At 64.4% G+C, this 24,732-nt stretch carries 19 protein-coding genes and 1 pseudogene; 6 read left to right on the forward strand and 14 right to left on the reverse strand.

Translation table 11 applies throughout. From position 1 onward, the window contains the following. Nucleotide 1 precedes the first annotated feature (1 nt). A complete protein-coding gene (locus tag NCT04_RS00355) occupies nt 2-1,030 on the reverse strand; it encodes a DUF1338 domain-containing protein (protein ID WP_250462498.1) in 1,029 nt (342 codons plus the stop codon). Nucleotides 1,031-1,175: 145 nt separating this feature from the next. On the opposite strand from NCT04_RS00355, the gene NCT04_RS00360 reads away from it, so the two are divergent. The 5 genes from NCT04_RS00360 (at nt 1,176) to dapA (NCT04_RS00380) (ending at nt 6,995) form a co-directional block, all read left to right on the forward strand. Continuing rightward, nucleotides 1,176-2,099 (forward strand): LysR family transcriptional regulator, encoded by a 924-nt coding sequence (locus NCT04_RS00360; protein WP_250462500.1) that lies wholly within the window; start codon nt 1,176-1,178, stop codon nt 2,097-2,099. Nucleotides 2,100-2,298: 199 nt separating this feature from the next. Beyond that, nucleotides 2,299-3,390 carry an ABC transporter substrate-binding protein gene (locus NCT04_RS00365; RefSeq protein ID WP_250462503.1) on the forward strand — a complete coding sequence of 364 codons (1,092 nt, stop codon included), beginning with the start codon at nt 2,299-2,301 and terminating at the stop codon, nt 3,388-3,390. A gap of 24 nt (nt 3,391-3,414) precedes the next feature. Then, complete coding sequence (locus tag NCT04_RS00370; RefSeq protein WP_250462506.1) at nt 3,415-4,641, forward strand: alpha-hydroxy acid oxidase; 1,227 nt, start codon at nt 3,415-3,417, stop codon at nt 4,639-4,641. Next, nucleotides 4,638-6,050: an FAD-binding oxidoreductase gene (locus NCT04_RS00375; protein WP_250462509.1), complete on the forward strand. Its 1,413-nt coding sequence runs from the start codon at nt 4,638-4,640 to the stop codon at nt 6,048-6,050. Before NCT04_RS00370 ends, NCT04_RS00375 begins: the two co-directional genes overlap by 4 nt. A gap of 39 nt (nt 6,051-6,089) precedes the next feature. Next, complete coding sequence (gene dapA / locus NCT04_RS00380; RefSeq protein ID WP_250462512.1) at nt 6,090-6,995, forward strand: 4-hydroxy-tetrahydrodipicolinate synthase; 906 nt, start codon at nt 6,090-6,092, stop codon at nt 6,993-6,995. Nucleotides 6,996-7,083: 88 nt separating this feature from the next. Here the strand turns inward: dapA (NCT04_RS00380) and NCT04_RS00385 are convergent, their stop codons facing one another. The 8 genes and pseudogenes from NCT04_RS00385 to NCT04_RS00420 form a co-directional block, all read right to left on the reverse strand. Further along, nucleotides 7,084-9,084 carry a hydantoinase B/oxoprolinase family protein gene (locus NCT04_RS00385; protein ID WP_250462515.1) on the reverse strand — a complete coding sequence of 667 codons (2,001 nt, stop codon included), beginning with the start codon at nt 9,082-9,084 and terminating at the stop codon, nt 7,084-7,086. Nucleotides 9,085-9,093: 9 nt separating this feature from the next. After that, nucleotides 9,094-11,145: a hydantoinase/oxoprolinase family protein gene (locus NCT04_RS00390; RefSeq protein ID WP_250462517.1), complete on the reverse strand. Its 2,052-nt coding sequence runs from the start codon at nt 11,143-11,145 to the stop codon at nt 9,094-9,096. A gap of 21 nt (nt 11,146-11,166) precedes the next feature. Next, on the reverse strand, nt 11,167-12,198 hold the full coding sequence (locus NCT04_RS00395; RefSeq protein WP_250462520.1) for an extracellular solute-binding protein: 1,032 nt from the start codon (nt 12,196-12,198) through the stop codon (nt 11,167-11,169). Between the two features lie 38 nt (nt 12,199-12,236). Then, on the reverse strand, nt 12,237-13,058 hold the full coding sequence (locus NCT04_RS00400; protein WP_250462523.1) for an ABC transporter permease: 822 nt from the start codon (nt 13,056-13,058) through the stop codon (nt 12,237-12,239). Then, a complete protein-coding gene (locus NCT04_RS00405) occupies nt 13,055-13,957 on the reverse strand; it encodes an ABC transporter permease (protein WP_250462526.1) in 903 nt (300 codons plus the stop codon). The genes NCT04_RS00400 and NCT04_RS00405 overlap by 4 nt, the downstream gene beginning before the upstream one ends. Further along, entirely contained in the window at nt 13,957-15,192 is a 1,236-nt protein-coding gene (locus NCT04_RS00410; RefSeq protein WP_250462529.1) for an ABC transporter ATP-binding protein, read from the reverse strand. The genes NCT04_RS00405 and NCT04_RS00410 overlap by 1 nt, the downstream gene beginning before the upstream one ends. Before the next feature lie 71 nt (nt 15,193-15,263). Then, nucleotides 15,264-15,887 carry a TetR/AcrR family transcriptional regulator gene (locus NCT04_RS00415; RefSeq protein WP_250462530.1) on the reverse strand — a complete coding sequence of 208 codons (624 nt, stop codon included), beginning with the start codon at nt 15,885-15,887 and terminating at the stop codon, nt 15,264-15,266. Between the two features lie 368 nt (nt 15,888-16,255). After that, a pseudogene (locus NCT04_RS00420) lies at nt 16,256-16,438 on the reverse strand (pyrroline-5-carboxylate reductase family protein); the annotation flags it as partial. 69 nt (nt 16,439-16,507) lie between these two features. Between NCT04_RS00420 and NCT04_RS00425 the strand changes: the two are divergent. After that, nucleotides 16,508-17,335, forward strand: a complete 828-nt coding sequence (locus NCT04_RS00425) for an IclR family transcriptional regulator (RefSeq protein ID WP_250462532.1) — start codon at nt 16,508-16,510, stop codon at nt 17,333-17,335. Here the strand turns inward: NCT04_RS00425 and dapA (NCT04_RS00430) are convergent, their stop codons facing one another. The 5 genes from dapA (NCT04_RS00430) to NCT04_RS00450 all read right to left on the reverse strand — a co-directional run bounded on the left by dapA (NCT04_RS00430) (nt 17,336) and on the right by NCT04_RS00450 (nt 23,715). Further along, nucleotides 17,336-18,241, reverse strand: coding sequence for a 4-hydroxy-tetrahydrodipicolinate synthase (gene dapA / locus NCT04_RS00430; RefSeq protein WP_502800643.1), 906 nt, complete (start codon nt 18,239-18,241; stop codon nt 17,336-17,338). A gap of 25 nt (nt 18,242-18,266) precedes the next feature. Continuing rightward, complete coding sequence (locus NCT04_RS00435) at nt 18,267-19,976, reverse strand: ABC transporter permease subunit (RefSeq protein WP_250462556.1); 1,710 nt, start codon at nt 19,974-19,976, stop codon at nt 18,267-18,269. Between the two features lie 97 nt (nt 19,977-20,073). Continuing rightward, complete coding sequence (locus NCT04_RS00440; RefSeq protein ID WP_250462535.1) at nt 20,074-21,168, reverse strand: ABC transporter ATP-binding protein; 1,095 nt, start codon at nt 21,166-21,168, stop codon at nt 20,074-20,076. Nucleotides 21,169-21,201: 33 nt separating this feature from the next. Next, the gene (locus NCT04_RS00445) at nt 21,202-22,302 is read right to left on the reverse strand and encodes an ABC transporter substrate-binding protein (RefSeq protein WP_250462536.1); all 1,101 of its coding nucleotides are present in this window, start codon (nt 22,300-22,302) and stop codon (nt 21,202-21,204) included. Nucleotides 22,303-22,353: 51 nt separating this feature from the next. After that, nucleotides 22,354-23,715 (reverse strand): FAD-binding oxidoreductase, encoded by a 1,362-nt coding sequence (locus tag NCT04_RS00450; protein ID WP_502800644.1) that lies wholly within the window; start codon nt 23,713-23,715, stop codon nt 22,354-22,356. Between the last annotated feature and the right edge of the window lie 1,017 nt (nt 23,716-24,732).

Here is a 24,732-nt window from a genome sequence, read left to right on the forward strand (position 1 = left end):
CTTACTTCGCCGCGCCGGCTGTCATCTTGAAGATGCCTTGCGCATTGCCGGCATCGAAACGCAGGTCGGTCATCCAGGCGCGGGCAGCACGGTCGAACTCGCGCTTGCGCGTAATGAATTCGTAGAACGAGCCCGGCACCTTGCGCGTGACCGTGTCGCCGTTCGCGGTGCGGAACATGCGCTCGACCGTGTCCGCGCGATAGGCCGTCTGGAACACCCGTCCGGAACGCGAGCGTTCGACTTCGGGCTTCATCGGACGGCCCTTTGCCTTTTCGTCGTCGGAGAGCTGGAACACGTCGGCGACGCGGTCGGTTGCGTGATTGAAGCCGTTGCCCTCGGTCGCGATCCACGCCATTTCCGCCGATTCCGCCAGCAACAATTCATAGTCGGCCAGCATGGGCAGGTCGTGCTGACGCTCGAATGCGCCGACGATCACCGGCAGCAGTTGGTGCACCGCGTCGATGGGCAGCGAGCCGTCGCGCTCCAGTTCCGACAGTTGCGCAACCGCCAGCGGCGTGAGCGGATCGCGCGACGCGCCTACCACATTGGTCACGGCCTGCTGGAAGGTCTCCGAGAAGCGCTCGGGGTGCAGTTCGCTCACGAAGAACTGCGCGATCTCATCGGGCGCGTCTTCATGGGCATAGGAACGGCCGGTCATGCCGAGCTTGTCGAGCGGATAGCGGCCGTTCAGCCGGAAACCGAGCGGTCGGAGAATGCGGGTGAACGCGGCTTCGCCCGGCGGCAGGCCGCCGTTCTGCGGCCAGCGCACGGTGCGCAGCGCCCCGTGGTCGAAATATACGGAGCCGCCGTTGGCGATGGTTTCATCGGTATAAGTACGGCCGTTCGGCGAACGCGCGAGCAGGCCTTCGAAGAGCGCCATGTTCATCGCCTGGGCGAGTTCGGCGCGCGTGACGGTGCTGGGTTCCCAGTCGTTCAGGATCGAGGGGGCGTTCAGGGTCTTGAAGAGCAAGCCCGTCTTCTCGGAGCCGAGCAGACGCTCGAGCAGGCTTTCGATATTCGTATTTCGCATGGTCGCCTGGTATCGCGGTTGGACGTTGGATGCCGGCCTTCACGCACGGTGGCGGAGCCGCAACGGCAAGGTCGCATTATTTTTAATCGTTGTGCCGCGCGTAAAGCGAGATTAAATTGTGACTTGATGAGTGTTTGGAATCACCATGCGCAAGTTCAAGCTCCCCAACATGGGCGCGCTGCTCGCCTTCGAAGCCGCCGCGCGCCATGAAAGCTTCACGCACGCGGCCAAGGAACTGTTTCTTACGGAGAGCGCCATCTCCCGTCAGATCGCCACGCTCGAAATTAATCTGGGCGTGCGTCTATTCGTGCGCGCCAAGCAGCGCGTGGTGCTGACGCGCGCGGGCCGCATCTACGGCACGCAGGTGCGGCGTTCGCTCGAACAGCTCGACCGCGACACGCTCTCCATCATCGCGCACGGCAGCGGCGGCGGTTACCTGGAGCTGGCCGTGCTGCCTACGTTCGCGTCGCAGTGGCTGATTCCGCGCATCGGCGATTTCTACGCCTGCACGCCGGACGTGCGCGTCAACATGGGCGTGCGCACGGATGCGTTCTCCTTCGTGGATTCTCACTTCGAAGCCGCCATTCACTACGGCAAGCCCACCTGGCCCGGCACCACGGCGGACTATCTGTTCGGCGAGGAAGTGGTGCCGGTGTGCAAGGCGTCGCTGCTGGAGCGGCCGATCGGGCACGTGCATGAACTGCTCGCGTATCCGCTGCTGCACTCCACCACGCGGCCGGACGACTGGACCCGCTGGTTCGCGAGCCTCGGCCTGGAAGACGCGAGCACCATGCACGGCATGCGCTACGAGCTGCACACCATGGCGATCAGCGCGGCCGCGGCAGGCCTGGGCGTCGCGCTCGTGCCGAAGTTCCTGGTGAGCGGGCAGCTCGAACAGTTCGGGCTGATCGTGCCGTTCGAGGCGAGCATCAAGGCCGACTCTGCCTACTACCTCGTCTATCCGACCGAACTCAGCCATGGCAAGCCGCTGGAGAAGTTCCGCGAATGGCTGCTGAAGCAGGCCAGCGATTACACCGCCGACGACGACTGCAAGCCCGCGAGGTCTTGAGCATTTCGCATCATGTGGTGCTTTTATCTCGTTTGGCGAAGCGTCACGTCTGACCGATCATGAGCGCACGCTGGCAAGGCGCGTCGAATGCGTTGAATGCGTCGATGAGGCGCGGCGAGCCGCCAGACCATTACTCCTGCGGCGCCGCGCGTGCTCTGCCTGTCCGCGCGGCGTCCGTTTTCGCACCTCGGGGACCCACATGGCAAACGACCAAAAGAAACCTTCCACCGCTTCGCGCCGCGACTTCATTCGACTCGGCGTAGCCGGCGCGGCCGGACTTGCAATGCCCGCCATCTGGACCTCGGCGAAAGCCGCTTCGAAGCGCCTCGTGGTGCGCGACTCGGGCGGCGTCTACACCGACATCTACACCCGCACGCTGTACAAGCCGTTCCAGCAGGCGACAGGCATTGAAGTCGTGGGCGTGGCCTCGGGCGCTGAACCGACCGCGCAGATCAAGAGCATCGTCGAGACGGGCGCGAAGACGTGGGACATGGCCGAGCTGAGCTTCCCGGCCGTGTATCTTCTGTCGCGCAAGGACAAGGTCTATCTGGAGCCTGTCAATCTCGACGGCAACGCAGCCGTCGCGAAGATTCCCGCGCAGTTCCGCGACCAGTATGCGATCGGCCACAACGTCTACACGACGGTGATGACCTATCGCTCGGACGCCTTCAAGGGCGGCAAGACGCCCGCTTCCTGGGCCGACCTGTGGGATGCCAAGGCGTTCCCGGGCCGCCGCGCGCTGCGCAAGTTCCCGTTCGACACCATCGAAGAAGCGCTGATGGCCGCCGGCACGCCGCCAAGCAGCGTCTATCCGTGCGATCTGGACAAGGCGTTCAAGAGCCTCGACCGCGTGAAGCCGAACATCGACATCTGGTGGACCACGGGCGCGCAGTGCGAGCAGTTGCTCAAGTCGGGCGAAGTGGCGATGGCATCGAGCTGGCTGGCGCGCGTGCTGCCCGCCATCGATGCAGGCGCGCCGCTCGCGATTGCCTGGGACGGTCACATCTACGGTCCGCAAGGGTTCGGCATAATGAAGGGCGGCGACAATGTCGATGCCTGCCGCCAGTTCGTCGCGTTCTGCGCGGACCCGAAGCGCCAGGCGGAAGTCGCGAGCGCGCTGGCGGTCGGGCCGACGCATCCGGACGCGTTCCAGTACATTGATGCGAAGCGCGCGAAGAACCTGCCGACCTTCCCGGACAATCTGAAGCGCGGCGTGCGTATCGACCCGTCGTACTGGCCGGCGCATCAGGATGTCGCGATCGAGCGTTTCAACGACTGGGTGCTGCGCTAACCGTCGTCGAACCATCACGATGCAATGAGTCTTTTCTATTCTTCAACGCAGGGCTTCGCCAACGTCGCCGACTACCGTGAGGCCGCGCGACGGCGGCTGGCGAAGATCGCCTTCGACTATCTCGACGGCGGCGCCGAAGACGGCCATACGCTGGCGCGCAACCGCGCCGCGTTCACCGATGTGCATTTCGCCCCGCGCGCGATGGTGGACGTCTCGCACGTCTCGCCGGCCGCACAGTTGTTCGGCTACGCGTCCGCCGCGCCGATGGTCGTCGGGCCGACCGGACTGAACGGCATGTTCTGGCCCAAGGCCGATGAAACGCTGGCCCGCGCTGCTGCCGCGCGCGGCGTGCCGTTCGCGCTGTCGAGCGCGTCCACGTCGTTGCTCGAAGACGTGCGCGCCGCTGCGCCGGACGGCGAGCTGTGGATGCAGCTGTACGTGCAGAAGGATCGCCGGATCGCCGAGTGCATCATGCGGCGCGCGTCGGAAGCGGGCTACACGACGCTGCTCGTCACGGTGGACACGCCCGTGCATGGCCGCCGCGATCACGATATTCACAACAACTACCGCCTGCCGCTGCCGATCACGCCAAAGCTGATCCTCGATCTGCTGCGGCATCCGCACTGGGCGTTGCAGATGGCGCGCCAGGGCACGCCGCAACTCGTCAACCTCGCGCGCAGTCTCGGCGAAGCGCCCGATTTGCAACGTCAGGCGGCCGCGCTGGCGCGCCAGATGGATCTGTCGCTGGCGTGGTCGGACATCGCGTGGCTGCGCAAGCACTGGAACGGGCCGCTGCTCGTCAAGGGCATCCTGACCGTCGATGACGCGCGTCTCGCGCAGCAGCACGGCGCGGACGGCATCGTGCTGTCGAATCACGGCGGCCGCCAGCTGGAAGGCGCGCATGCGCCGCTCGACGTGCTGCCCGCCGTGGCCGATGCGGTCGGCGATGCGCTGCATGTCTACCTCGATTCGGGCGTGCGGCGCGGCGCCGACGTGGTCAAGGCCGTGGCGCTCGGCGCGCGCGGCGTGCTGCTCGGCCGCGCGCCGCTGTATGGCCTCGCGGCACGCGGCGATGCGGGCGTCGCGCACGTGCTGTCGCTGCTGTTCGATGAAATCGTGACGACCATGACGCTGCTCGGCAGCCCCGGCATCGACACGCTGCCCGAGCGCATCTCGGGCGCGCGGCCCGGCACTGCGGCTGCGACCGGCAAACCCAACGTCACTGTCATACCCAAGCTGGTCCAATCATGAATCTGATCGAATCGCTGCTGCATATCGTGGGGCCGAAGGGCCTCGTGGACCTCGCCGACGCCGAACCGATGCTCACCGACTGGCGCGGCCGCTATCACGGGAAGGCGCACGCCGTGGTCAAGCCCGCGGACACCGCGCAGGTCGCGCAGGTGATGCAACTGTGCGCGGAGCTTGGCGTGAGCGTGGTGCCGCAAGGCGGCAACACCGGCCTCGTGGGCGGCGCGACGCCGTCCGAAGCGGGCGACAGCATCATCATCAGCCTCGCGCGCATGAGCAAGATCCGCGAGATCGACACGCGCAACGACACGCTCACCGTCGAAGCCGGCTGCACGCTGCAACAGATCCAGGAAACGGCGGCGTCGGTGGACCGGCTGTTTCCGCTGTCGCTCGCGAGCGAAGGCTCGTGCCAGATCGGCGGCAATATCTCGACCAACGCGGGCGGCACCGCCGTGCTGCGCTACGGCAACATGCGCGCGCTGGTGCTCGGCCTCGAAGCGGTACTGCCGGACGGCCGCGTCTGGGACGGCCTGCGCGGCCTGCGCAAGGACAACACCGGCTACGACATGAAGCAGATGTTCATCGGCGCAGAAGGCACGCTCGGCGTGGTGACCGCTGCCGTGCTCAAGCTGTTCCCCGCGCTGCGTTCGCATGCCACGGCATGGGTCGCGCTCGATTCCGCCGATGCCGCCATCGAACTGCTGTCGCGTTGCCGCGCCACCTGCGGCGACGCGCTGACTTCGTTTGAACTGATGTCGCGCAGCCAGCTCGACGTGGTCTATCAGGAAGTGCCCGACACGCGCGATCCGCTCGACGGCCAGTCGCCGTGGGTGCTGATGATCGAACTCGCCGATGCCGCGCACGACGCGCCGTTGCAGGCGATGCTCGAAGACGTGATCGGCGCGGCGCTCGAGGAAGGCATCGCGCTGGATGCCGCGCTGCCCGCGAGCGAAGCGCAGGCCGCGGCGTTGTGGCATATCCGGCATATCGTGTCCGAGGCCAACGTGCGCTTCGGTACGAGCGTCACGCACGATATTTCGTTGCCCATCTCGCAGATTCCCGCGTGCCTCGCGCAGACCGAAGTCAGGCTGAACGAAGCGGGACTGGTGGAAGGCGCGCGCTTTCTCTATGTCGGGCACGTGGGCGACGGCAACATTCACTCGATCGTGCTGTTCCCGCATTCGGTATGGGCGAAGGTCGAGGACCGCGACGCTCGCGTCGATGCGATCGGCAAGATCGTCAACGACGCCGCCGTGGAGTTCGGCGGCAGCATCAGCGCGGAGCATGGCATCGGCCGCGCGCATCGCGATGAACTCTCGCACTACAAGAGCGCGGTTGAACTCGACATGATGCGCGCCGTGAAGCGCGCGCTCGATCCGGATGGCCGGATGAATCCCGGCAAGCTGCTCTGACGCGCGCTGCTGTTCAAGGCTTTCACAGGACTCTCACCGATGACACTCGAAGTCTCCGCCCTCAAGGGCATGTACCCCGCGTTCCCGACGCCGTTCACGGCGGATGGCGCAATCGATACGGAACGTCTGCATGCACTGGTCGATACGCTGATCGCCGATGGCGCGACCGGCCTCGTGCCGGTGGGCGGCACTGGCGAATATACGGCGCTCTCGCCGGCTGAACGCACGCTGGTCGTGCGCGCGACCGTGGAAGCGGCGCGTGGCCGCGTGCCGGTGGTCGCGGGCGTGGTGTCGCCGGGCTATGCGGAAGCGCTCAGTGCGGGCCAGGCCTTCGTCGATGCGGGTGCGGCGGCGCTGCTGCTGGTTACGCCTTTCTACGTCACGCCGAGCGACGCCGGTGTGCGCGCGTATTTCCAGGGCTATCGCGATGCGGCGGGCGTGCCGCTGCTGTTGTACGACATTCCGGCGCGCACGCGCTACGCGACGCCGCCCGCCACCATCGCCGCGATGGCGAAGGAGGACGGGACGATCATCGGCATGAAGGCGTGCAACACGGATCTCAATGCGTTTGCGCGTACGGCGGCGCTGGCGGGCAAGGACATGGCGATCCTCAGCGGCGACGACCTGCTGTATGTGCATCACGTGCTGCTGGGCGCGGTGGGCGGCATTCTGACGTCGGCGAGTTTGTTGCCGAAGGCGTGGGCGCGGATTCATGCGAGTGCCGCAAATGGTGATGCGGCGACCGCGCTGCGTGAACATGCAATGCTTGCACCGATGCTCGATGCGATCTTCAGAGAGACCAATCCGGGTCCGGCGAAGAAGGCGTTTGAACTGCTCGGCGATGGCTTGGGGCCGGTGAGGTTGCCGCTCGTGGAACCGGCGGCGGCGACGGTGGCGCGGATGAAGGAGGCGCTGGCGGGGTTGCCGAAAGGGTGGTTGCCGTAAGCGCATCAATCTGACACGCTCCAAATAAAACGGGCCCGGTTCATCGAACCGGGCCCGTTGCTTTTACTGCTGGTGCAAGACGCGGCGCTCAAGCCGCCCGCTTCTCCCCCGCCTCCAGCGCCGGAAACTCCGCCACGAGTTCCGCGAACACCGCATGCACGATCTCCACGCCCGCCGCGACATCCCCGCGCGCCGCCAGACGCTCGAACATCTGATGCTTCAAAAAGAAGCGCCAGCCGATCGACACCGACTCCAGGTATTCGCACAGCACCGCATAGCGCTCGCGCGTCCACACGGCTTCATGCGCGCGACGGTTCGGACCGTAGTCGAAGAAGCCATCGTCGAGCTTCCGCTCCGTGCCCATCCCGGCACGCAGCGCAGCGGTAGCCTGCACATCCAGGGCGCCATTCGCGATCACCACGCCATACAACTCACGAGCCTGCTGCGCCGACACATGACCACGCCGGACATCGCGTTCCACTGCTTCGGCCGCACGCAGCGTCGGCGCGCCGTAACCGCCGCCGCCATTGCCTTCGAGCCGGATCACATCGCCCGGCTCGCAGGCCACCAGGTCCGTATTGCCGAGCACTTCCTCGCGCGCCGTGCCCGGATTGCGCTTGAACACCGACGTGCGCCCCGCCATGCCGCCCTTGATGCCCCACGAGCCAAACAGCGTGCGGTCGCGATTGCGCGCCGTGATCAGCGTGTTCGGTGCGAAGACCTTGAACTCCATCGCGATGGCCAACCCGCCGCGATACTGACCCGCCCCGCCGCTGTCGCCGACGAGGCCGTATCCGAGAATACGGATCGGCACTTCGGCTTCGTTGATCTCCACCGGCGTGTTGCGCAGGAACGCCATGTTCGCGCCTGACGCATCCGAGCCGTCGCCGGCCGATGCACCGCCCGCACCGCCCATCACCGGACCCAGCGAAGCCATGATGGTGCGGCCCGCCGTGTCGGTGGTCTTGACGTTGAGCAGACACACGCTCGACGCTGGACACGCCGGCATGCGCTCCGGCAGCGCCTGCGCGAACGCGCCGAACACCGCCGCCTGCACGACCACGCACGTCAGCGTACGCATGCCCACTGCGGCGGGCGGCACCGGATTCAGCACGCTGCCGAGCGGCATCTCGCAGGTCGCGATACGCAACATCCCCGCGTTGAGCAGGATGTCCGGGTTCAGCGAATACAGCACGTAATTGAGCGCGACCAGCAACAACGCGTGGCGCGGATGATTCCCGGTCGGCACGTTCATCGACGACGTCAGTTGCGGATCGCTGCCGGAAAAGTCGAAGCCGAGCAGGCCGTCATCGACCGTCAGCGTCAGTGCAATGCGCATCGGCTTGCCGCCGACGGCGTCTTCATCGACGTAATCGGCGAAGAAGTACTTGCCATCCGGAATCGTGCGCGCCACCGCGCGCGCCTGGCTCTCCGAGTAATCGAGCAACTGGCCAATGCCCGCCTTGAACGCCTCGACGCCAAAGCGCTCGACGATCTCGAGCACGCGCCGCTCGCCCGTCGTCAGACACGCGATCTGCGCCTTCAAGTCGCCGATGTTCTGATCCGGCGCGCGCACGTTTGCCATCATCCACGACAGCAGCGTCTCGTTGACCACGCCGCCGTCCACCACGCGCGTCGGCGGAAAGCGGATGCCTTCCTGATGGATCTCCGTCAGCGTGCGCGACAGCGATGCCGGCACGGCGCCGCCCATGTCGGTGTTATGAATGTGCCCCGACACGAAGCAGATGATCTCGCCTTCGTAGAACACCGGCTTCCACATCACCACGTCCGGCGTGTGCGTCGCCACGTAACCGCTGTACGGATCGTTGGTCATGCACACGTCGCCGGGCTTGTAGTCCGTGAACGAACGGATCACCGGACCGTAATCCAGACCGACATACCACGTCGCGCCAAAGGTGCGCGGCGACGCGAAGGTCAGGCCGTCCACGCTCGCCAGTGCACACGAGAAGTCCTCGGTTTCCTTCACGAAGGTCGAGTGCGCGGTACGCACCAGCGTATAAGCCATGCTCTCGGCCGCCGCGACGCAGTAGTTCGCGAAGATCTGCAGTTCCGATTTATCGAATTTCATGATCGGTCTTCAAAGTTGAGTTGCGCGATTCGTCAGAACCAGATTGCCGAACGGATCGACGGTGACCGAGAAGCCCGGCAGCACGCAGGTGGTTGCATCGTCTTGCGAGACCACTGCCGGGCCTTCGAACGCCTGGCCCGCGCGGAGATCGGCACGGCGATACAGCGGAATGCGGCGCGCTTCGTCGTCCATCCACACATCGATCTCGCGCACCGGCACCGGCGCCGCATCGCTCGTCGCGATGCGTTCGAGCTCGGGCTTCGGCGTCGGCGATGAAATCACCAGCCGCAGCGCCACCAGCTGAATGCCCGCGTGATCGTCGCTGTGGCCATACAGGCGACGATGTTCGCGATGGAACGCTTCGCGCACTGCGGCGAGATCGCCGGACGCGATCGTGGCGGCATCGAGCGCCGTCTCGATCTCGAACGATTGCCCGCGATAGCGCATGTCCGCCGTCATGACGGTCGACACGCCCTCCGAGTGACCGATCTGAGCCGTCATCCAGTCGCGCGCCTGCTTCTCCAGTTCGCGGGCATCGTTCGCGAGGAGCGCGAGCGTCGCCTCGTTCAGCTCGTAGTAGGTCGTCTTGACGAAGTCGTTCTTGATGTCCGCGATTAGTCCGCCCAGCGCGCTCAGCACGCCCGGCGTGACCGGCACGGTGACGTCCGGCATGTTCAGCGCGCGCGCCAGATAGCACGCGAGCATCGGGCCGGCGCCGCCGAACGGCAGCAGCGTGAAGGTGCGCGGGTCGATGCCGAAGCGCGACACGAGCCGGCTCGTGCCCGCATACATGCTCGACGTGGACACGCGGATGATGGCCTCCGCCGTCTGCTCGACGCTCTTGCCGAGCCGTCCGGCAAGCGTGCCGATTGCGTGGCGCGCAGCGTCGCGGTCCAGCGACACCGAGTTGTAGCCGAGATCCGACTGCCCGAGCACGCCCATCACGGCGAAGGCGTCGGTGATGGTGGGCTGTTCGCCGCCGCGTCCGTAGCAGACCGGACCCGGATTCGACCCCGCGCTGTGCGGGCCGACCTTCAACACGCCGAAGTCGTCCACCCACGCGATGGACCCGCCGCCGTCACCAATCGACGACACCGACACCGACGGAATATGAATCTGGAATTCGCCGATGTATTCGCCGGTCGCGTACTGCGGCTTGCCGTCGACGATCAGCGCGACGTCCGCCGTCGTGCCGCCGATATCGAGGCTCATGCAGTTGCGAATGCCGCACTGGTTCGCGATATACGCCGCGCCGATCACGCCCGACGCCGTGCCCGACAGGATCATCTGCGCGCAGTTGCTCTTGCCGTTCTCGGCGCTCATCACGCCGCCGTTCGACTTGGTCACCTTCAGTTCGGCGGGCACGCCGGCTTCAGCGAGCGCAGCTTGCAGGCGCGTCAGATAGTCCGCGACCTTCGGCTGCACATAGCCGCTGATGATCGCGGTGGAGGTGCGCTCGTATTCGCGGATGATTGGCCACACTTCATGCGAGCACGACACGAACAGCTCCGGATAGTGCTTCGCGATCAGCGCCTTCACGTCCTTTTCGTGCTGCGGATTGCGATACGAATGCAGCAGCGACACCACGACACCTTCGCAATCCGAGCGGCGAATGCCTTCGATGGCAGCAAGCACGCTGGCTTTGTCGATCGGCGCTTCCTCCCTGCCGTCCGCCGCAAGCCGGCCCTTCACGCCGAACACGCGGTCGCGCGGAATCAGCGGATCCGGCCGGCGCGACAGCAGGTGATACATGTCGGGGATCTTCAGGCGCGCAATGTCCAGTACGTCCTCGAACTTCTCCGTGGTGATGAGGGCGAGACGCAGGCCGCGCCGCTGCACCACCGCGTTGACGCCCACCGTCGTGCCGTGCGTGAAGTACGCGACATCGCGCGCCTCGATGCCATAGCGCTCGATCAATCCTGCCATGCCCGCCAGCACTTCGCTGCCGGGACTGTCGGGACGCGAGAACACCTTCAGCGTGCGGATACTGCGCGTGTCGTCGTCCAGCACCGCGAAATCGGTGAAGGAACCGCCGATATCGACTCCAATTCTCAGGCTCATGAACTCAATCCTCTGTTGCGGTCAGCGACCGATCTGCTTGTTCCACATCTCGACCCATTGCGGCGTCTTCTGCGAGATCACGTCGAACGGCAGCCACATCGAGTCGTTGTCCTGCGGCACGCGCGGCGCCACCTTCTCCGAGTACTTGGCGTTCTTGTTCGACGCCGAGTACTGGATCAGGTTGGCGAAGCAGCTCTGCCCTTCCGCTGATGCCACCACGTTCATGAACTGGAAGCCGAGCGGCGAGCCGTTCTTGACCTTCTGCACCATGGTCGGGAACGCTACCGCGCCCGGCTTCGGATTCAGATAGCCGATGTCCGGATTGCTCGCGTCATGCTCGGCCCAGGCGCGGCCGTCGAAGTACATGGCCATGTCAATATCGCCCGACTTGAGCGCCACCAGCGGCGAATTCGGTTCGCTGTAGAAGGTCACGTTGCCGCTCTTCTGCATCTTCTTGATCTCGTCGAGACCCGGCTGCACGTTGTCGAGACTGCCGCCGTACACCATCGCGAACAAGCCGATCAAGCCCTGCGCCGTGCCCACGTAGGCGATGCCGGGCAGCGCCGCGTGCCACTTGCCGGCGTTGGTGCCATCGACGAATTCCTTCCACGTCTTCGGCGGATTCGGCACCGCCTTCTTGCTGTACATCAGGCCAAAGTCGCCGAACGCGATCGGGAAGCCATAGCCCTTGCCGTACGCGAGCATGTTCGGCTTGATGTCCTTCAGGTTCGGCACGTTCTTCTCGTCGATCGGCTCCACCAGGCCTTTCTGGCGCGCGATCTCGCCGCTGTCCACGAGGCCGATCATCACGTCGATGGGCGGATGCGCCGTGTTCGCCGCGATCTGGTTGATCCACTGCATCGGGCTGCCGAGAATCACGTCGACCGACTTGCCGGTCTGCTTCTCGAACGGCTGCACGAAGCACTTGCGATAAGCCTGTTCCCATGCACCGCCGTAAGCGGTGACGGTCAGGTCGGCGGCGTGCGCGGTCAGCGCGGCGGCGGAAAGCGAGATCGCCAGCCCAGTGGCGCGCGCAGCATGTGAGACGTTCATTCAGGCTCCGTAGCAGGTGAGGTGGTGTGGCGCTGGCTTCATTGCGTCGTCAACGCGCGCAGGCCGTAGGTTTTTTCGACGATCAACAGCAGGACAATGGTGATCGCCATCTGCACCGTGCTGATCGCGGCGATGGCGGGATCGAACTGGTTTTGCAGGTACGACAACATCACGACAGGCAGCGTCGTGACGTTCGCCGTACCGAAAAAATACGACACGCCGAGGTTGTCGAGCGACACGAGAATCGAGAACAGCGCGCCCGCGAAGATGCCCGGCGCGATTAGCGGCAAGGTCACGTGGCGGAAGGTCTGCCAGCGGTCCGCGCCAAGCACCGAGGCCGCTTCCAGATAGGATGCATGCGTGTTCTTGTACGTTGCGAGCGTGGTGCGCATCACGTAGGGCACGGACACGACCGTATGCGCGATCAGCAGCGCCAGGAACGACACGCCAATGCCGATGTTCGACAGGAAGTACAGCAGCGACAGCCCGATCACCAGCGCGGGAATGGCGATGGGCGCGAGCAGGAAGGTCGTCAAGGCCGTCGCCACACGGCCGCTGCTGCGGCCCACGCCGATCGCCGCGGGCACGGCGATCAGGATCGCGATGAACGACGAGCTGAGCGCGAGATAAAGGCTCGTCAACAGCGAATCGACGAACGGGCGGTAATCCCACAAGCGGTGATACCAGCGCAGCGACAAGCCGCCGAGCGGCACGGCGAGCGATTCGTCCGGCGAGAACGACACCAGTACCACCACCACGATCGGCGCGATGAGCGCGATGAAGAACAGCGCGGTGAAGACCGCGAGCGAACCGGCGCCGGCGCGCGCGGCCATTCTGTCGAGGGTTCCGGCGCGCATCATCGTGCGTCTCCCTTGCGTCCGGCGACGCGCAACTGGACATACAGGCACGCAAGCACGATGACGAGCAGCAGGTTGCCCATCGCGCTGGCGAAGCCGAGATCCTGGGTGAGCGAGAACTGCTGGAAGATCAGCAGCGGCAATGTGACCACGCTGCCGTCGCCGAGCAGCAGTTGTGTGACGAAGCTGCCGCTCGTGAGCATGAAAACCAGCACGCAGCCCGTAAGAATGCCTTCCATCGCGAGCGGCAACGTGACGAGCAGGAACGTGCGCGCCGCGCCCGCGCCGAGAATGCGCGCCGACTCTTCGAGCCGCCGGTCCACGCCGCGCAGCACCGGCACGATGGAAAGCACCATGAACGGCACCATCACATGCACGATGCCGATATACACGCCAAACGGTCCGCCCAGCACGCGCAGCGGCCGTTCGATCAGGTGCAGCCACATCAGCAGGTCATTGAACGGGCCGTGTCGCGCGAACAGCACGCGCCAGCCGAACGTGCGCATGATGATCGACGTGAGCAGCGGCGCGATCAGCAGGAACAGCATCGGCATCGCGAGGCGTCCCGCGCGGCGCACCATGAAGTGCGCGATCGGATAGCCGAGCGCCAGACACAGCAGCGTCGCGATGAAGCTCACCTTGATGGTCTCGACGATCACGCCGCGGTAGTACGGATCGACGAACAGCTTCTCGTAGTTCGACCACGGACTGGCGTGCGACGACCCGGCCTGCGCGTCGAGTCCAAGGCTGCGCAGCGCGTTGCCGATCAGCGGAAACGCAAAGAACATGATCAGCAGCACGAGCGCGGGCGCGCACAGCAGCGCGATGCGCAGCGCGGCCTCGCGCGCACGGCGCTGTCCTCGGGGCGCGGCGGCGGATGCGGTGGCGGCGGGCGTGGACATCAGCGCGCTCCTTCGCTCGCCAGCGGCCCGGTCTGCGTGACCGGCGCGATGCTCGCATCCGGCGCGGCGGCGGGCGCGCCGTCCGGTTCGAGCACGACCACGTCGTGCGGGGCGAAGGACACCGTCACCGCCTGGCCGCGCGCATGGCCCGCGTGATCGGTGGAGAACGCTTGTTCGTAGGCGTAGGTGCGCGGGCCGAGGCCCGGCACGTCGATCTCATAGGAATGTTGCGAGCCGCGAAACACGTGCTGCACGATCTGTCCGCGCAGGCGGATATGACCTTCCTTGGGCGCATCGATGGCGATCTTCTCCGGCCGCAGCGCCACTTCCAGCGTGCCCGGCAAGTCGCCCTGCAGGGCGCGGGGCAAGTCCAGCGTCATCTCGACCGGCGCGTTGCCGGATTCGGGCAGCGTGGCAACGGACATCGACTGCACGCTGCGCGCGCTGACGCGGCACGCGAACACATTCGCCGTGCCCAGAAACTCCGCGACGAAGCGGTTGCGCGGCCGGTCATACACTTCACGCGGCGCGCCGCTTTGCAGGATCCGCCCGTGACTCATGACGACGACGCGATCGCTCATCGTCATCGCTTCTTCCTGATCGTGCGTGACCATCACGCTCGTGATGCCGAGTTCCTGCTGCATGCGGCGGATCTCGAACTGCATGCCTTCGCGGAGGTTCTTGTCGAGCGCGCCGAGCGGTTCGTCGAGCAGCAGCACCGAAGGATCATTGACGATGGCGCGCGCCAGCGCGACGCGCTGCTGCTGGCCGCCCGACAATTGGCCGATGCGGCGATCGCCATACTGCGGCAGACGAATCAGATCGAGCATGCGGGTCACGTGCGCCGCGATCTGCGCCTTCTTCACGCCCGCCATGCGCAGCCCGAAGCCGATGTTCTCGCCCACCGTCATGTGCGGAAACAGGCTGTAGTTCTGGAACACCATGCCGAGACCGCGCTTGTTCGGCGGCAACGCGGAGACGTCGGCGCCGTCGATGCGCACACTGCCCGTATCGGGAAACTCGAAGCCCGCGATCAGCCGCAGCGTGGTCGTCTTGCCGCACCCCGACGGCCCGAGCAGCGAAACCAGTTCGCCCGGTTCCACGGCGAGCGTCAGCGTGTCGAGTGCCTGAACGCCGCCGTAGCGCTTGCTGACGCCTTCGAGGACGAGGCTCTTCGAACCGGTTCTCGCGGCGCCTGCCGCCGGATGCGCCGTAGCGCGACTAGGGTGATTCATGCGAGCTCCCAGGTGCCTGAACGGGGTGATGCGATTCAAATAAGGGCGTTGCGCGGGATGTTGCGGTTCGGCTAGGCGGACAGCGCCTTCATCTCCTGATCGAGCGCATGGATCAGCCGCTCGAGCTGGCGATTCAGCCATTCGGCTTCATGGCCGGCGAAGAACGTGTCGAGGAAGATGCCGCGCATCGACGAGAGCAGGAACGGCAGCAGTTCGGTCAGTGCGCGCTTCGTGTCGGCCCTGAGCGACGGATTCGCCTCGACGACGCGATACATGCGTTCGCGCGTGCGCGTGCGGTGCTCGATGAGCGCCTCATGCAGCGCCTGATCCGGCCGCAATCCGATGTTGATTTCCCAGACCGCCCAATAGCGGCGGCTGCCGTACAGCGCCCACAGCGACGTGACGATGCCGCGCGCCGCGCCGTCGCCGCGGCTCGCCGGATCGCGCAACTGGCGAAACAGCGCGAGCGCTTCTTCGGTGAGTTCGTCGAGCACCGCGAACAGCAGGCTCTCCTTGGTCGGAAAGTGGTGATGCAGCGCGCCGGTGGTCACGCCCGCATGCTCGGCGATGGCCGAAGTCGTCGCGCGGGCAAAGCCGAGGTCGCTCAGGATCGCGATGGCCGAGCGCACCAGCGCAGCCCGTGCGAGCGCGGTGCGGTCGGCCTGCGTGCGCCTTTTCACGACGGTCGTCGTCATGGCCGGTCTCCGTTTGGCTTCGTGCAGATACCGTCTGCTCGGTATGTAAGTGAGGGTGGCTCCGCGCGAACGGGCGCGCGCATTCGCGCCGGCGAGCCCTCGCAGGCTCCGGCGGCGTCGTATTGAAAGTATTTTGGCGAGGAAAGAAACGCGTGTAGCGTGAGAAATAATCAAGACTTCATGCCGGGGGGGCATCAAGTCTGGATCATCGTTACAGGGGTGAGGGGGGTTTGCGGCCTCGGCTATCGAGCGCCGCGGCCAGTTCCGGGACGGCCGTGAACAAATCGCCGACGAGACCGTTGTCGGCCACGCTCAAGATCGGCGCACACCTTCTCCAGCATCTGCGGCTTCACGGCGAGCACGACTGTATCGAAGCCCTCCGCCGATGCAAGGCGCTCCGCCGTAGCGACACGCAGTTCCTGCGCGGCTGCTTGGCGCTTGCTTTCGAAGGGATCGACGGCCAGCAGGTCATGCGGCGTCGCGCCTCGTCCAATGAGTCCGCCCATTAGAGCCGAAGCGAGATTACCTGCGCCGATGAAGGCGATTTTCATATCGTTTTCCTGAGTTAAGCATCTTTGATTGAAATACAATCGAAGCCATCGGAATACAATTATTGGCCCATGCCCAAGGCATCATCCACGTCTGCGCGCAGCACGCGCGAAGCATTCGGCGAGCGCTCTTCGCTGTTCGTCGGTTCCGCTGAAAAGACCTTCCGTGTGCTGCACGCCTTCGACGGTCCCAACCGGCAGATGACGCTTGCGGATCTCGCCAAGGCTTCCTCGCTCGACCGCAGCGCCGCGCAACGCATCGTTCATACTCTTGAGGCGCTCGGCTATCTGGCGCGCGTGCCTGAAACGCGCGACTACCGGCTCACGACCAAGGTCCTGCAGTTTTCGTATAACTACATCCGCGCCAACGAGCTGATCGATAAAGCCTCGCCTTATCTGCTCGACATCAGCCGCCATCTCGGCGAAACCACGAATCTGCACGAGATCGACGGCAATGAAATCGTGTTTGTCGCGCGCTTTCCCGGCCGCCATCTCTTCAATGTGGATATCGCCCTGGGCGCGCGCCTTCCCGCGCTCTACACGGCGTCCGGCATCGCCATTCTTTCCCGTCTTCCCGAGAAGCAACTGAAGGCCGTCATGGCGCGCACGCCGCTCGAACGCATGACGCCCTATACCGAAACTGATAAGAAGAAACTGCTTGAACGCGTGCATCAGGCATCGCGCCGGGGGTATAGCGTCATCGAGAATGAAACCGTGCTGGGCGACATCGCCGTTGCCGCGCCGATCACCGATCATGACGGCACCGCTGTCGCCGCCGTCAACATCTCGGTACCCACTACGCGCTGGACCATCGAGCGTGTCGAAGCGGAGCTGGTCAAGCACGTGCAGGTCGCCGCGACCTCCATCTCGAAGTCGCGGCTGCCGATGTCGCGCCGGTAATCAGCGTCCTTCGAAGATCGCCAGCTGCTTCTTCAGCTCGGCGCGCAGATTGCCCGACAGCGTGTCGTCTGCACGAAGCAGCGGCGCGAGCATGTCCGGCGCATTTACGCCGATTAGGTCCATGACCGACTTCATCGGGCCCGGATTGGTTTCGGCGAACGCGAGGTTCATCAGCGGGATCAGCGAGCGATGCATCGCGAGCGCTTCCTGCGTCTTGCCTGCGCTGGCGAGTTCGAAGATACGCCGCCACGCCGTGGGCAACAGCGACGCCGTCACGACGATACCGCCACGCGCGCCCGCCGCCACATGCAGCGGGAACAAGGTGTCTTCACCGCTCAACACCGCGAAGGAATCGTCGACGCCCGCGACCACGCGCAGGAAGTGATACATGTCGGTGTTGCACGCCTTCATGCCGATGATGCGTTCATGCTTCGACAACTCATGAATGACCTCGGGCGCAATTGCGATGCGCGTGCGGTACGGAATCTCGTACAGCAGGATGGGCACCGGAGATTCGTCGGCGTAGCGCAGGAAGTAGTCGCGAATGCCGGCCTGCGTCGGGTTCGTGTAATAGGGCGTCAGCACGAGCAAGGCGTCGGCGCCGGCGGCGGCGAAGTCCTTCGCGGCTTTCATTGCGTCGTGATATCCCGGATCGAGCACGCCGGCGATCACCGGAATGCGGCCCGCCGCTTCACGCGCGGTCAGTTCGACCATGCGCACGCGCTGTTCGCTCGACAGCGCGCCATATTCGCCCGTGCCGCCCAGTGGCAGCACGCCGTCGATGCCCTGTTCGAGCAGATAGCGCAGCAAGGCGCGGGTGGCATCGACGTTAATGGTGTCATCCGGATTCACCGGCGTGGGAATCGCGGGCAGGATGCCATGCAAGGATTGAGACGTCAGCAACATACGGTTTTCTCTAAATTTGAATGGCTCAGGGTGCCGTGCTTCGACGACGCAAGCGGTCAGCAATGGAAATCAGAATGGAGATGAACACGAACAGCAGCGTGGATACCGCAGCGATCACCGGTGAGATCTGCATCGTGGTCTCGTCCCAGAATTGCTTGGGCAACGTCGTGCTCAGCCCGCCCGAGGAGAACAGCGCGATGGTCAACTCATCGAACGAGGTCGCGAATGCAAACAGAAACGAGGACAACATGCCCGCGCTCAGGATCGGGAAGGTCACGCGTCTAAGTGTCGTGAAGGTGCGTGCGCCCATGCTTTGCGCGGCCAGATCAAGTCGCGTGTCGTAGTTGCGCAGCACCGCCATCATCGTGATCACCACGTATGGCACCGCGACCACCGTATGCGCCAGCACCAGTCCCAGCGACGAACCCACCAGACCGATCTTCGCGAAGAAGTAGAACACGCCCACCGCCAGGATCATGCGCGGCACCACGATCGGCGCCAGCACGAACGCCAGCATCGCCGCATTCCAGCGCAAGCCGCCGCGCACCAGCAGGAAGGCCGCAGGCGTGCCGATCGCCATCGACAACACGCCGGTGCCCACGCCCACCACCAGCGAACGCGTGGCAGCTTGCATCCACAGCGGCGAGTCCATCACCTGTTGGTACCACTGGAGCGATACGCCGTGCAGCGGCCAGGCGAGGCCCGAGGCGGAATCGAACGACAGCGGGATCATCAGGAACGCAGGCGCGCTCAGGAACACCAGGATCAGCGCGACCACGGTTCTCAGCGTCATGCCGTTGCCGTCGCCTGCGCGTTTCTTGCGCTTGGGGAGTACAGCAAGCAAGGCGTCTGTGGTGTTTGCCAATAGCATGAGCAATGCGTCGCCGACCTTGCGGCCCAGGCTGCCGTACTGCTTCGGGCTGCTCGCTGTGCTGCCACCGGTCATGGTCGACAGACCTACCATCCGGTCATACACCACGAACACCACCAGCACCACCGCCAGCAGCAGCACCGAGATCGCACCCGCGAAGCCCCAGTTCAACGCCTGCAGCACCTGATCGATGATCAGTTGCGTAATCATCGTCTCGTGACGTCCGCCCAAGAGCGTCGGCGTGATGAAGAAGCCGATTGCCGTCACGAACACCATCAAGGCCGAAGCAAACACCCCCGGCAACGACAGCGGGAAGTACACCTTCCAGAACGCCGTGCCCGGACGCGCACCGAGCGTCGATGCCGCGCTCGGCAAACGCCGGTCGATGTTCTCCATCACCGAGAGCATCGTCATGATGGCAATCGGCATCAGCGCGTGCGTCATGCCTACGATCACTGCCGGCAGGTTGTACAGAAGCCCGAGCGGCGTATCTACGAGCCCCAGGTGCTTCAGCACCCAGTTGAGCACGCCATTACGCCCGAGCAGCACGACCCACGCGAAGGTGCGCACCAGAAAGCTCGTCCAGAACGACAGCAGCACCCAGTACAGCAAGCGATTCTTGCGCTCGCGGGTGGCCGCCGAGATCAGGTACGCGACCGGATAGCCCACCAGCACCGAGAAGAAGGTCGTGAGCAACGACACCTTCATTGTCACCCACAGCACTTCCACATACACCGACGAGGCAAACAGCCGCTTGTACTCGGCCATCGTGAAGCCGCTCTGATTGTGGATGCTCAGCAGCAGCAATTGTCCGACTGGATAGATCAGGAACACCGTGAGTAGCACGATCACGGGTGCGGCCATCGCGGCCACGCGCAGCTTGCGGCTCAGGCGCGGGTTGCGCGCTTTGGCGCGCGTCGTACGATCATCGTGCGCGGTCATGGCGGAAGGGTTCATCGGCTTACCCCGCGATGGCGACAGCATCGGCGGGCGACCACGACAGCGTCAGCGTCTGGCCGATCTCATAGCGCGCGCCCAGCCGGTCGGTTGGAAACGACGCCACCAATTCGGCGGCTTCCGCGTTCTGCTGCTGGCGCTGCATGTACAGCTTGGTCATGCCGCCGGTCACCATGATGTCGGTGAGCTTGGCCAACATCGTTTCCGCGCTTGAATCGTTGTGACCGTTCACGCACAGGTTCTGCGGACGCAGCATCAGCTTGACCGGCTTGCCCGACTGCACCTGTGCGTCGTAGACCATCGCGCGGCCCTTGTCGATGCCTTGCATCGCGAGGCGTACCTGATCGCCGTCACGTGACGTCACCTGTGCATCCAGCAGGTTCGATTCACCGAGAAAGTCCGCCACGAACACATTCTTCGGACGGAAGTACAGATCAGCAGGCGTACCGAGTTGCGCAATCTTGCCCGCATCCATCAAACAGATACGGTCCGACATCGTCATCGCTTCTTCCTGATCGTGCGTCACGTAGATGATCGTCGTGCCCAGATCGCGGTGAATGCGCTTGATCTCCAGCTGCATGTGATCGCGCAGCTTCTTGTCGAGGGCGCCGAGCGGTTCGTCCATCAGGATGATCGAGGGCCGGTACACCATGCAGCGCGCCAGGGCGATGCGCTGCTGCTGCCCGCCTGAAAGTTCACGCGGATAGCGACCCGCCACATGCGGCAGATGCACCATCTCCAGCGCCTCGGCGACGCGCTTCTTTGCACTCGCCGCATCGACCTTGCGCATCTGCAACGGGAACGCGATGTTCTCCGCCACCGTCATGTGCGGGAACAGTGCGTAGTTCTGAAACACCATGCCGATGTCGCGGTCGTACGGCGCGCCGTCGGTGACGTCGACGCCGTTGATGCGGATCGAGCCGCCGTCCGCCTGCGCGAGGCCCGCGATGAGGCTCAGCAGCGTGGTCTTGCCCGAGCCGCTCGGGCCCAGCAGCGTCAGGAACTCGCCCTGCGCGACGTCGAGTTCGGTCGGCGCGAGCGCGACGAAGTCGCCGTATCGCTTGCACAGACCGCTGATCTGGAGATTGATGGTTGCCATGCGGATCTCTTCCTTGATGAACGATGCCAGGCCTTAAGTGAGAATCCAGCGGTTGAAGCGCTCGAGCGCCACGCTTTGATTCTCCTGCCAGTACTTCGCCTCGATATGCACGCCGGTCTTCATGTTGTCCGGGAACGTCGGGCAGTTCTTCGCCTGTTCCGGCTTCACATAGTTGAACGATTCCGGTTGCGTGAGACCCGCCGGGAAGTACTCGACGAGCGCGGCCTGACGCTTCGGGTCGCTGGCGAACTTGATGAACTCGCGGCAGGCGTCGGCGTTCGGGGTGCCCTTCAGGATCGCCCAGTTGTCGCAACCCCAGATGTTCTGGTTCCACACGATGCCCACCGGCGCGCCCGAGGCCATCGCCGATTGCGCACGCGAGGCCCACGTCGCGACCATCGCGACTTCACCCGAGTTGAGCATCTGTTCGACTTGCGCGCCCGTCGTCCACCACACATCCACTTGCTTTGAGATCTTGTCGAGGCTCGCGAACGCGCGATCGAAGTTGATCGGATAGACCTGGCTCGTCGATGCGCCATCGGCCATCATCGCTTCTTCGAGCGTATCGAACGGATACTTGCGGATCGAGCGGCGGCCCGGGAAATCCTTCACGTTCCAGAGGTCGGCCCACGAGCTCGGCGCCTTGCGGCCCTTGAAGGCATCAGTGCGATAGGCAAGCACGGTCGAATAGACATTGGTGCCGACGCCGTACGCCGACATGTATTGCTTGGGAATCTTGGCGATGGTCGGATCGGACTCGAGGTTGTGTGCCTCGAGATACTCCTTTGCGCCCGAGGTCAGCAGAAGAATCGCGGGCTGGCTGATCTTCGCCATGTCCCATGTGTAGCTGCCCGCCTCGACCATGCTCTTGATCTGTGCGGTCGGCTCGGCATTGGCCTGCACGCCCACCACTTCAATGCCGGTCTTCTCGAAGAACGGCTTGTAGTACACCGCGCCGTACGCCTTGGTGTAGATGCCGCCGTCGTCGCGCACGACGATGCGCTTGCTCGCCGCGCGCGAAGGCGTCCAGACGAACGGGAATGCGCCGGCCACGACGCCTGCGCCTACGGCCTTGATCGCCGAGCGGCGGGCGGGGTTGAGGATCGTCTTGTTGTTATCGTGCTTGGGTTTCATATCAGTCTCCTGCGGTAAGCGAGGGGCGGTGGTGGCTTGATGGGGAATGAATCAGAGCGGCGCGGCGGGAAAGAGACGCCCCGGGTTCATAAGATTCGCGGGATCGAGCGCATTTTTCACGGCGCGCATGATCGACAGTTCGGCGGCGGACTTGTAGTGCGTCATTTCCGACAAGCCCGTCTGGCCGACGCCATGTTCCGCGCTGAAGGTGCCGCCGAGCGCATGCGCGGCATCGTTTACGGCACGGCGCACGGCAGCGCCCGCGGCCGTCTGGTCGGGCAATGCGCTCCAGGCATCGAACGAGTACATCGGCACCAGATGAATGTTGCCGTCGCCCATATGGCCGACGATCACAATGCCGATCTGCGAATCGAGCGCGAGCACCGCTTGCGTGGCCTGTTCGATGAACGCCGGCACTGCCGACAATGGCACCGCGCAATCGGTGGTCAGCCCAATGCCGGCCTTCTTGTTGGCTTCCGTCACGCTGTGCCGCACTTCCCACAGTGCGGCGCGCTGCCGGTCGCTGCTCGCGATGATCGCGTCTTCGAGCAGGCCCGCTTCGGCGGCTTTTTCCAGCGTGTCCTGCAACACGCTTTCCATGTCGGATGCGCCTCGCGTGTCGCTAAGTTCGACCATCACGTGCCAGTCGTGCGCTCCTTCGAGCGGCGCGCGGCGATCCATCACGTGCTCGACGACCAGCTGCAACTGCCGTGCGTTCATCAGTTCGAACGCCGAGAGGCGCGAACCGCAGTTGGTCTGGAACATCCCGAGGATCGTCAGCGCGGCTTGCGGGTCGGTGGGCGCGAACCAGGCGAGCGCGTGATGCATGGGCAGCGGATGCAGCTTGATGGTGGCCGCCGTGATGATGCCGAGAGCGCCTTCCGCGCCAATAAAGAGATGCTTGAGGTCGATGCCGGTGTTGTCCTTGCGCAGCCCGCGCAAGCCGTTCCAGATGGTTCCGTCGGCCATGACCACTTCGAGGCCGAGCACGTTCTCGCGCGTATTGCCATAACGCAGCACGCTGGTGCCTCCGGCGTTCGTCGAGAGCGTGCCGCCGATCTGGCAGGAACCCTCCGCACCCAGACTCACCGGATACAGTCGCGCAACATCGGCGGCTGCATCCTGCACGGTCTTGAGGACACAGCCCGCTTCCACTTCCATCGAGCCGTTCGCGGCATCGATGCCGCGAATGCGGCGCATGCGCGTCAGACTTACGATGACTGGCGGCACTCCGTGCGCCGCCGGCACCGAGCCGCCGCACAGGCTGGTGTTGCCGCCTTGTGCGAGCAAGGGCACGCCCGCCGCCGCGCACAGGCGCACGACACCCGCGACCTGCTCCGTCGACGACGGCTGCACCACGCACAGCGCCGTACCGCGACAACGTCCGCGGAAGTCCTCGACGAAGCCGCCCATGTTTTCCGCGACGGTGATGACTGCACCATCACCTAGCAGACTGCGCAAACGGTCGATCAATTGAGATTCATCAAGCAAGGCAAGCTCCATTGAGGCGAGGGTTCCACCCGTTGTTTGAGGTAAGAATATGAGCACCAAAATTGAAATAAAATCACAGTGATTGAATAGCAATTAACGTCGATATGTTGCGATGCATTTTTCTTTCAGTTCAGACACTTACCTAGTTGAATACTTGATGGAAGGCTACGGCGGGACACGCCTGCGCGTTTGCGCATGACGGCAGACAGCGCGCACTGCTCGATTGTGTTGCGCTATGGTTTCCTCTTTCCTCCGAGAGGCAGTTGGCGTCTTGTCCGACGGTTTGCGGGGGTCAGGGGAAAATGCGCGGTGAAGTCTTCGACGGTTGTGGTCGGAACAGCGGCCATATCAAGCTTGGACAGACTGTCTCCCGTCGCATGTGCATAGGTTGAGGAGAGTGAGTTGGATGACCGGACTGCCTCCGTTACCTGCCCTTGCATCGCTGGGAATGCGACCGTCCGTTGAGGGTCGGAAGTATGCATTGCCGACGGGCCGCTTCTGGGCAATTCAATTCCATTGCCGCTTTCCAGCGAAAAGTTTGAAGAGCGGACGGACGCATGCCAACCTGTCGCTCACCGTTCGAATTAGTGCGAAGCGGCCATTCAGTTAAGCGACATAGTGATGGACTATCTGTGAGACCTGCGCCTGAGAAAAGGAAGGTCCAAACAGGCTCGACGCTAAGTACGGTGCCTGGTCTTCATCGTCGTACTGTGCCGATGGTACCGGGGCATCTGCATGCGGACCGCAAGGCGCTGCAGATCCTATCAGCCCGGGCGTCGTGTCGCCGCCGGTGCGCCATCGTTTTCAGACGGAGGCGTGTTGCGCAGAGCGGGCTCACCCGACAGATCTGTAGGCACTCATCGGCGCGCCAGCGAAACCAGAGGATGAGAATGTGCGCTGGGAAGCAGTGGCGATCGTACGAATGTCCGCATGCTCAGA

The sequence above is a fragment of the Caballeronia sp. GAFFF2 genome, from assembly GCF_023631485.1.
In the GTDB taxonomy this organism is placed as follows: domain Bacteria; phylum Pseudomonadota; class Gammaproteobacteria; order Burkholderiales; family Burkholderiaceae; genus Caballeronia.

What these genes read in the sequence shown, in the direction of transcription:
- NCT04_RS00425 (WP_250462532.1), top strand. Translation starts at nt 16,508, where the DNA reads ATGCCCAAGGCATCATCCACGTCTGCGCGCAGCACGCGCGAAGCATTC.
- NCT04_RS00375 (WP_250462509.1), top strand. Translation starts at nt 4,638, where the DNA reads ATGAATCTGATCGAATCGCTGCTGCATATCGTGGGGCCGAAGGGCCTC.
- NCT04_RS00365 (WP_250462503.1), top strand. Translation starts at nt 2,299, where the DNA reads ATGGCAAACGACCAAAAGAAACCTTCCACCGCTTCGCGCCGCGACTTC.
- dapA (WP_250462512.1), top strand. Translation starts at nt 6,090, where the DNA reads ATGACACTCGAAGTCTCCGCCCTCAAGGGCATGTACCCCGCGTTCCCG.
- NCT04_RS00405 (WP_250462526.1), bottom strand. Translation starts at nt 13,957, where the DNA reads ATGTCCACGCCCGCCGCCACCGCATCCGCCGCCGCGCCCCGAGGACAG.
- NCT04_RS00410 (WP_250462529.1), bottom strand. Translation starts at nt 15,192, where the DNA reads ATGAATCACCCTAGTCGCGCTACGGCGCATCCGGCGGCAGGCGCCGCG.
- NCT04_RS00445 (WP_250462536.1), bottom strand. Translation starts at nt 22,302, where the DNA reads ATGAAACCCAAGCACGATAACAACAAGACGATCCTCAACCCCGCCCGC.
- NCT04_RS00435 (WP_250462556.1), bottom strand. Translation starts at nt 19,976, where the DNA reads ATGGCCGCACCCGTGATCGTGCTACTCACGGTGTTCCTGATCTATCCA.
- NCT04_RS00385 (WP_250462515.1), bottom strand. Translation starts at nt 9,084, where the DNA reads ATGAAATTCGATAAATCGGAACTGCAGATCTTCGCGAACTACTGCGTC.
- NCT04_RS00390 (WP_250462517.1), bottom strand. Translation starts at nt 11,145, where the DNA reads ATGAGCCTGAGAATTGGAGTCGATATCGGCGGTTCCTTCACCGATTTC.
- NCT04_RS00440 (WP_250462535.1), bottom strand. Translation starts at nt 21,168, where the DNA reads ATGGCAACCATCAATCTCCAGATCAGCGGTCTGTGCAAGCGATACGGC.
- NCT04_RS00360 (WP_250462500.1), top strand. Translation starts at nt 1,176, where the DNA reads ATGCGCAAGTTCAAGCTCCCCAACATGGGCGCGCTGCTCGCCTTCGAA.
- NCT04_RS00400 (WP_250462523.1), bottom strand. Translation starts at nt 13,058, where the DNA reads ATGATGCGCGCCGGAACCCTCGACAGAATGGCCGCGCGCGCCGGCGCC.
- NCT04_RS00355 (WP_250462498.1), bottom strand. Translation starts at nt 1,030, where the DNA reads ATGCGAAATACGAATATCGAAAGCCTGCTCGAGCGTCTGCTCGGCTCC.
- NCT04_RS00395 (WP_250462520.1), bottom strand. Translation starts at nt 12,198, where the DNA reads ATGAACGTCTCACATGCTGCGCGCGCCACTGGGCTGGCGATCTCGCTT.
- NCT04_RS00450 (WP_502800644.1), bottom strand. Translation starts at nt 23,715, where the DNA reads ATGGGCGGCTTCGTCGAGGACTTCCGCGGACGTTGTCGCGGTACGGCG.
- dapA (WP_502800643.1), bottom strand. Translation starts at nt 18,241, where the DNA reads ATGTTGCTGACGTCTCAATCCTTGCATGGCATCCTGCCCGCGATTCCC.
- NCT04_RS00370 (WP_250462506.1), top strand. Translation starts at nt 3,415, where the DNA reads ATGAGTCTTTTCTATTCTTCAACGCAGGGCTTCGCCAACGTCGCCGAC.
- NCT04_RS00415 (WP_250462530.1), bottom strand. Translation starts at nt 15,887, where the DNA reads ATGACGACGACCGTCGTGAAAAGGCGCACGCAGGCCGACCGCACCGCG.